Consider the following 6755-nt stretch of genomic DNA (forward strand, 5'->3'; position numbering starts at 1 on the left):
GGGTCCGGTTCCCATTATTCACGGGGGGGTGGTGATCCTGTGTCTGGTGTGATCACGACCAACCTGATAGCGAACCCTTCGTTCGAAAATGGCGTTGAGGGTTTGTTTACCTCCGGGAACGTCACGCTCTCCCAGGTCGGGGGGGATATCGCCGTAGCGGCAGGGTCGCAGGCGCTTTCTGTGGAGATCACGGACTCAGGCGCTAGCGCGGGTTGGATCCTGCAGGATGCATGGTGTGGCCCGGATCAGGTGGGACGTTGGATGGGTTTCTCGGTCGTCGCTCGGCGCAGCATAGGGATCCAGGCTCTGCGGTTCTACTACCAAGCCCGCCAGGGGACTACCACACTGGAACAAGACTACCTGCGCGGGTTCTGGCTGACGACGGACCCGAACAGCGAGCAACCACGCAGGACAGTTGCGGTGCAGATACCCCACGGCGCGGACAATGTGCGCATGTGGTTGCGACCATCAGCAGACCCCGACTCCGGAGTGGCCCCCGGGCCCGGGCGCTATCACACCGACGCCTGGATCGCGTGCGTGGCCGACACCGAGCAAGAGGCGCTGGCGATGGTGAGCGGGTACTTCGACGGGGACTCCCCATGGGTATCCAACCCCGACGGCACGATCACCGCCTACCGATGGACCGGTCAAGCGCACGCGTCGACCTCGGAGGAAATCCGCACCCGCACCGGCACCCCGCTGCTGTTCGGCCCCACCTCCGGCACCGGCAGGGTGCGACTGGCCAACCCCGGCACCGCCGACGCCCACCCCACCTTCCACATCCACGGACCCGTAGGCGAAGGGGGATTCATGATTACCCACGTCTCCACCGGCCGCAGGCTCCTCTACCGCGACCAAATCCCCGCCGGGTCCGTGCTGTCCATCGACACATCCACCGGGACGGTCCTGCTGGACGGCGTGGCCGACCGCTCCGGCCGCCTCGTCGTACGAGAGTGGTCCACCGTCCCCCGCGAGGGCGAAGCCGAGTACGTGTTCACCGCGCCCGAACGCACCGATGCCGTGTTGCACGCCCAAGTCAAGGCGACGTACTGGTGAGCACCGTCGAACTCATCGCCGGGACCTACAACATCACCCTCGCGTCCCTGCACCACCCAGAAGGACACTCCTGGGCGCAGCGGCGGGAACACGCAGCGCAAGCCGTGATCCGCTCCGGCGCAGCCATCGTCGGCCTACAAGAAGTGTCCAACCTGAACAACGCCACCACCTCCCAGGCACAGCAATTGTGCGATTCGATCAACGCGGCCACACCCGGGGTGTCCTGGCAAGTGACACCAGGGACCCGGTACAACGCGATCATCCACAACAACATCCTCGTGGAGCGCCGCTCAGACCCCGAAACGTGGGACCTGAACGTGGTGCACACCCGCTCTGGCGCCCAACGCGCCATGACCGGCGCCATCTTCGCCCACCGGCCCACCGGCGCCGAGTTCGTGTTCGTCACCGCGCACTTCTCCACCGGCACCCTTGAGTCCAGGATCGAGAATGCACAGATCGTCGCGGACTTCCTGGACGCCCGCCGCGACGGGCACCGCCACGGCATCGCAGCCCTGGACACCAACGGCTCCCACGAAATACACGGCCCCGACTCCGACCTGTGGGCACGCGGGTACCCAAACACCCGCCAACGCAGCCAGGCCCCGGTGGTGCGGGATGAGTTCAACTCCTTCAACGGGTGGGACCCGGAGATGGACGGGCGCCTCAACGGGCGCTGGATCGACGCTGTAGTCACCGACGCCGGCGTGGACGTGCCCGCCGCCGGCCTGGACGCCGACTACGCCGACGGCACCGGACTGCCGCTGCGCACCCCCCTGCCCTCAGACCACCACATGGTGTGGGCCGCCCTCACCTGGAACACCGACGACCCCGGTCCCGCACCCGGCCCCACCCCTCCGGGTCCGCCACTGCCCGCAGAAGTCGCGCCCCTCCACGACCCCGGGGAGTTCTTCACCGGTGAACTCACCACAGGCAACCGGCTGCGCCACCTCCCCATCAGCGCGGGCTCGTTCTCCGCGGTCCTGAACGCACCGGGCACCCTGGAAGCCACCATCCCACTGCGGCGCCTCCCAGCACAGGAACGGGCGGAGATACGCGCCGCCGTCGAAGGGGCCCGCTGCTATCTGGCCTACCAGGTGGGCCGCCGGGTCGTGGAGGCCGGACCGATCTGGGTGCACGACTACGACGACACCACCGGGGACCTGCGCATCCGAGCATCCGGGCTGTGGTCCCTGTTCGACTACCGGCTCGTGATCCCCGTCCTCGGCCCCGGGCAAGGCCCCCAGTCCCGGCAACTGTCCTGGACTGGGCTGTCGTTGGGCACCATCGCGAAACGACTCGTGCAAGCCGCCACCGCCCACACCGGCGGGCACCTACCGATCGTGCTGCCACCGGACCAGGTCGGCACCCACGAACGCACCTACCCCGGGTATGAACTGGCCACCACCCGGCAACGGTTGACCGAGTTAACCCAGGTGGAGAACGGCCCCGACATCGCGTTCACCCCCCGCCTCCGCGAAGACGGCGAAGGCGTCGAGTGGGCCCTGCGCACCGGCACCAATACTGAGCCGCTCCTGACCCAGGACGGCCCAGACTGGGTATGGGACACCACCAACCCCACCGGCCCCGTTTCCGGCGTGTCCGTCACCTCCGACTTCTCCCGCCGCACCAACTACGCCTTCGCCGTGGGTGAGGGGCACGAACAAGCCCTACGGCTGGGATCACACCAAGACCCAGACCAGTGGGACCGCGGCTACCCCCTGATGCACGCAACACTCCCCCACACGTCCGTGATCGAGCAACCGACCCTGACCTCCCACGCCAGGGCGGCCGTGGCCCAAGGCGCGGCCCCCTGGTCCACCTGGAAAATCCGGGTGGGGCGCGATGAAACACCCCGCCTGGGCGAGTACTCCCCCGGTGACCTGGCCACCATCCACGTGGGCTCTGACCATGTGTGGCTGCCGGGCGGGGCGCACCAGGTCCGCATCGCCTCCATCTCCGGGAGCCACGGGGAGGCGTTCGTGGACCTGGAAACCATCCCCGCCATGGATTCAAGATAAGGGAGCGCACGTGTCACTATCTGAGGACTTCCCCGCCGGCCCTACCACACCCGCCGGGCCGGGAGGATTCGCACAACTCCTCGCCACGCTCCGGCAAGTGGACGCCCGCGTGTCCAACCTGGAACGCGGCGGCCCCCTGCGCGCCTCCGGGGTGACCGCCACACCCGAAGGCCTGGAAGTCGTGGGCCGCCTGTTCGTTCGTCGCCCCACCCTGGAACAGCCCGGGATGATCGACGCCTACCTCGGGGCCACCGGTGTGCGCACAGCGATGCGACTGATCCCACCGAGAGGGCAAGACGCCACCGACGACGACGACTACACCGTTTTGTACCTGGAGGACGCCGGCAGCCTCGGTGACGGTATCGCCATGCTCCGCACCTCCGGACAACTGCAACTGCATGCGGGCACAACGTTCCGGCTGCGCACACTCGACGAATCGCACCACATCAGCACCACCACGAACCAGGTCCAGGTCAAGGCCCCCACGACAATGCTTCTCGTGGATGGCACCAACCTGTCCGTGAGCGGCGACCTCACAGTGGACGGTGCGAAGAACTTCCGCCTCCCCCACCCCACCAAACCCGGCATGGAACTCGTGCACGCCACCACCGAGTCCCCCGTGTCCGGACTGGAATACCACTACCGCGCCACCCTCAACGACGACGGCCAGGCCACGATCGACCTGCCCGAGTACTTCGAGCACCTCGCCCACACCGACGGGCGCGGCGTGCAAGTCACACCCGTAGGCCGCCCGTTCCCCGTCGGCGCCGACGAACCCACCGGCGGGCAAGTGCGCGTGTACGGGCAGGCGGGCCGGGACGTGTTCGTGCGAGTCAACGCCCGCCGCGGCGACCAAGCCGGCCAGTTCGAGGTCGAGCGCCCACGTGAAGAACCTGAGCAGACCGAGGAATAGGAAAAAGCCATGACGTTCCATACTGGCCTTTTTGTCCGTGAGCAGGTCACCGGCGACGACATCGTGGGCACCTCCCCAGTGGGTGCCCGCATCGCGCTCGGTGGGCTCTTCCAGGACCACGGCACCCTCTGGGGCCTGCCCATCACCGGCACCACCGGGTGGGCATACCGTGTCGGCGCCGGTGCCGTGGCCCTGACACGAGGCAGCGGTGACGGGTCGGTGCTGGTCGGCAACGACGCACCCATGGACGTGCCCACCACCCCGGCACCCGGCACCGGGTCACGCTGGGACCGCATCTGGGTGCGCCAGAACGACGTGGACGCCGGAGACGAGAACAACCAGGTGGTTGTGGGTGTCACCCAAGGCACCAGCGGTGGGTCACCCACCGTGCCGCCATTGCCGGCTGGTGCGACCGAGATCGGCCGCGCACAGGTCACCGCCGGGGCTTCTGACACCAACGCGTCCGGTGTCAGCATCAGCACCGCGCAGCGGCCGGTGGCGAGGCTGGCGGGCACCCCGGAGACCACCACGAGGGAGGTGTTCACCGGCCCGGCAGCGTTGGCGCCGGCGGGCGGGTCCACCATTGTCTCGGCCGAGTTGGTCCGCGACACCGGCCCTGACGGCACCGCCACGTTCATCTTCCGCGCCACCATCCGGGGAGTGTCCTTCTCCGCGGGTGCGCTTGCGCAGACGATCGCCACCATCCCCACCGCGCACCGCCCCACCACCGCAGGCGCCGCCATCGGCTCCAACGGTGGCACCACGCAGACCTACCAGGTCCTCTCCGGTGGTGGTCTGCGTCTGGCGAACTCCTCCCACTCCCGCACCACCACCGATGACCTGCTGGTCTCCGGGTCGTGGATCCGGATGCCCGAATGACCGGCTGCCCCCTCGAGAAACGCGGCCAGGTGCTCGTCGTTTTCGCGTGGATCGCGCTCACCCTGGGCGCCCTTACGTGGCTGCGGCTACCGACCGTGCCGGTGGAGGGTGTCGTCCACACGCACCTGCCGCCGGTGGTCGAGGTCGGCAAATGGGTGGTCGCCGCTGCCATCGCCGCCACCGCCGCGTTCACCCGCCGCTACCGGCTGGGATACGCCGCCCTGGTCGGGGTGGTCGCTTTCCGGGGCGCGTCCCTCGCGGCCGGGTGGGTGGTGTGGGTGATGTCCGAAGGCGCGGCCGGGACCCCCACCGGGTGGGCGCAAGCCCTGGAGTACGCGGGGTTCGCGGTCTTGTTGATCATCCTGGCTGGGCCGGACGACGGGACGGTGAGAGCGGTCGAGCACCCAACGCCGGGAGGTGTCGCCGATGCTGCGTGATATCCCCGGCCCCGTGTGGGGTGCGCTGGCGACGATCCTCGCCGGGACCCTGACTTTCCTTGGTGTGTGGCTGTCCACCAAACAAACCGACCGCGCCACCCGCGTGGAGCGGCGCGCCAAGGCCGCCGAGAACGAGGTGGACCGTGACCGCCTCCGCCTGCACCAGTACGAGGGCCTGGTGGACCGCATGGAGAAGCGCTTGGAGGCCGTTGAGAGCCGCGTGACCCACCTGGAGGCCGAACTCGCAAAGGAGCGGCGGGAGCGCCGGCAAGAGCGCGAAGCCTTCGAGGTCCGCCACCGGTCCACGGTCCGCTACCTGCGGGACGTGCTGGCATGGGCAGGCATGCACCTGCCGGGGGTCCCACCGCCCACGCCACCGACCGACGTGGCAGCAGACCTCACCTGACCACAAGGAGCCCACCATGACCGAACCCATCGACCTGCCCGAACTGGACGAACCGCCGCAGGTGTGGCGCGACGGTGAGGAACTGCTAGCCGAAGAGGCAGCGAACCCCGACCCCGCAACCATCGCCGCCAGCGAGACCGCCGGTGCCGACCTGACCGACTGGGTGGAGAAGTGAGCAACCCCTGGGACCCCGCACTACGCGAGGCCCGCAAGATCCAGACCGCCATGGCCGACTACGGCGTCAACTGCGTCATCCAACTACGCCAGGGCGCCTCGTCCTCGGGCTGGCTCACCCCCATGTCCACCCGCGCCGGGGTGATGTCCCACCACATCGTGTCCGCCCGCACCCACGGCACCACCCCGTTCTACAACCTCGTGCGCAACGGTCGCCCCGGCATCCCCGGCCCGCTCGCCAACGGCTACGGCGGCTGGGACAAGGTCTACCGGATCATCACCATGGGCTGGGCCAACCACTCCGGCGCTGGCGGGCCCATCACCCTCGCCGGTCGCCGCATCCCCCGCGACAACGGGCGCCCGTACTTCTGGGGCACCGAGTACGAGGGTGGTCTGCGGGCCTCGGACTGGCAGCAGGACGACTACCACGGGTGGATGGCGACCTGCAACGCCGCGCTCCTGGACGTGTTCAACCTGCCCACCAGCGCGCACCTGGAGCACTCCACCTGGACCACCCGCAAAGTGGATCGCCTCGGCTACACCGCCGCCACCGGGCGCACCCGCATTGCAGCCGTCCTCGGCCGCACCAAGAACACCACCACCTCACAGAAAGATTGGTTCACCATGGCCACCGAAGCAGACCTACGCCGCGTCGTCGGTGAAGCACTCGACGCCCGCGCCGGTGCCGCCGTGCACCGCTTCGACTTGGCACCCACCACCGGCGGCGGTGTCACCCTGCCCGCCGAGAATCACGCCGCCCGGCAGAACCGCATGGCGCGGAGCGTGCACGCCATGTCCAGCGAACTCACCGCGCTGCACGGTGAACTCGCCTCCCTGCGCGCCGCCGTGGCATCCCTGGCAGCCAACCAAGG

General features: G+C 68.8%; 7 protein-coding genes and 1 pseudogene. All 8 read left to right on the top strand.

Going from position 1 to position 6755, the window contains the following annotated elements; translation table 11 throughout:
* Positions 1–261: 261 nt before the first annotated feature.
* Complete coding sequence (locus tag ACPL7H_RS18325) at positions 262–1056, top strand: hypothetical protein (RefSeq protein ID WP_424798188.1); 795 nt, start codon at positions 262–264, stop codon at positions 1054–1056.
* Positions 1053–3074, top strand: coding sequence for a hypothetical protein (locus tag ACPL7H_RS18330; RefSeq protein WP_424798189.1), 2022 nt, complete (start codon positions 1053–1055; stop codon positions 3072–3074). The genes ACPL7H_RS18325 and ACPL7H_RS18330 overlap by 4 nt, the downstream gene beginning before the upstream one ends.
* Positions 3075–3084: 10 nt before the next feature.
* Entirely contained in the window at positions 3085–3987 is a 903-nt protein-coding gene (locus tag ACPL7H_RS18335) for a hypothetical protein (RefSeq protein WP_424798190.1), read from the top strand.
* A gap of 9 nt (positions 3988–3996) precedes the next feature.
* Positions 3997–4866, top strand: a complete 870-nt coding sequence (locus ACPL7H_RS18340; RefSeq protein WP_424798191.1) for a hypothetical protein — start codon at positions 3997–3999, stop codon at positions 4864–4866.
* Positions 4863–5303 carry a hypothetical protein gene (locus ACPL7H_RS18345; protein WP_424798042.1) on the top strand — a complete coding sequence of 147 codons (441 nt, stop codon included), beginning with the start codon at positions 4863–4865 and terminating at the stop codon, positions 5301–5303. The genes ACPL7H_RS18340 and ACPL7H_RS18345 overlap by 4 nt, the downstream gene beginning before the upstream one ends.
* Positions 5293–5709, top strand: a complete 417-nt coding sequence (locus tag ACPL7H_RS18350) for a hypothetical protein (RefSeq protein ID WP_424798043.1) — start codon at positions 5293–5295, stop codon at positions 5707–5709. The genes ACPL7H_RS18345 and ACPL7H_RS18350 overlap by 11 nt, the downstream gene beginning before the upstream one ends.
* 16 nt (positions 5710–5725) lie before the next feature.
* Complete coding sequence (locus ACPL7H_RS18355; protein WP_424798192.1) at positions 5726–5884, top strand: hypothetical protein; 159 nt, start codon at positions 5726–5728, stop codon at positions 5882–5884.
* Positions 5881–6755 (top strand): annotated as a pseudogene (locus ACPL7H_RS18360) (hypothetical protein); the annotation flags it as partial. The gene ACPL7H_RS18355 and the pseudogene ACPL7H_RS18360, both read left to right, overlap by 4 nt.

This window comes from Pseudactinotalea sp. Z1732 (assembly GCF_049724975.1).
Taxonomy (GTDB): Bacteria; Actinomycetota; Actinomycetes; order Actinomycetales; family Beutenbergiaceae; genus CALKWS01.

What these genes read in the sequence shown, in the direction of transcription:
- ACPL7H_RS18355 (WP_424798192.1), top strand. Translation starts at nt 5,726, where the DNA reads ATGACCGAACCCATCGACCTGCCCGAACTGGACGAACCGCCGCAGGTG.
- ACPL7H_RS18340 (WP_424798191.1), top strand. Translation starts at nt 3,997, where the DNA reads ATGACGTTCCATACTGGCCTTTTTGTCCGTGAGCAGGTCACCGGCGAC.
- ACPL7H_RS18345 (WP_424798042.1), top strand. Translation starts at nt 4,863, where the DNA reads ATGACCGGCTGCCCCCTCGAGAAACGCGGCCAGGTGCTCGTCGTTTTC.
- ACPL7H_RS18350 (WP_424798043.1), top strand. Translation starts at nt 5,293, where the DNA reads ATGCTGCGTGATATCCCCGGCCCCGTGTGGGGTGCGCTGGCGACGATC.
- ACPL7H_RS18325 (WP_424798188.1), top strand. Translation starts at nt 262, where the DNA reads ATGGGTTTCTCGGTCGTCGCTCGGCGCAGCATAGGGATCCAGGCTCTG.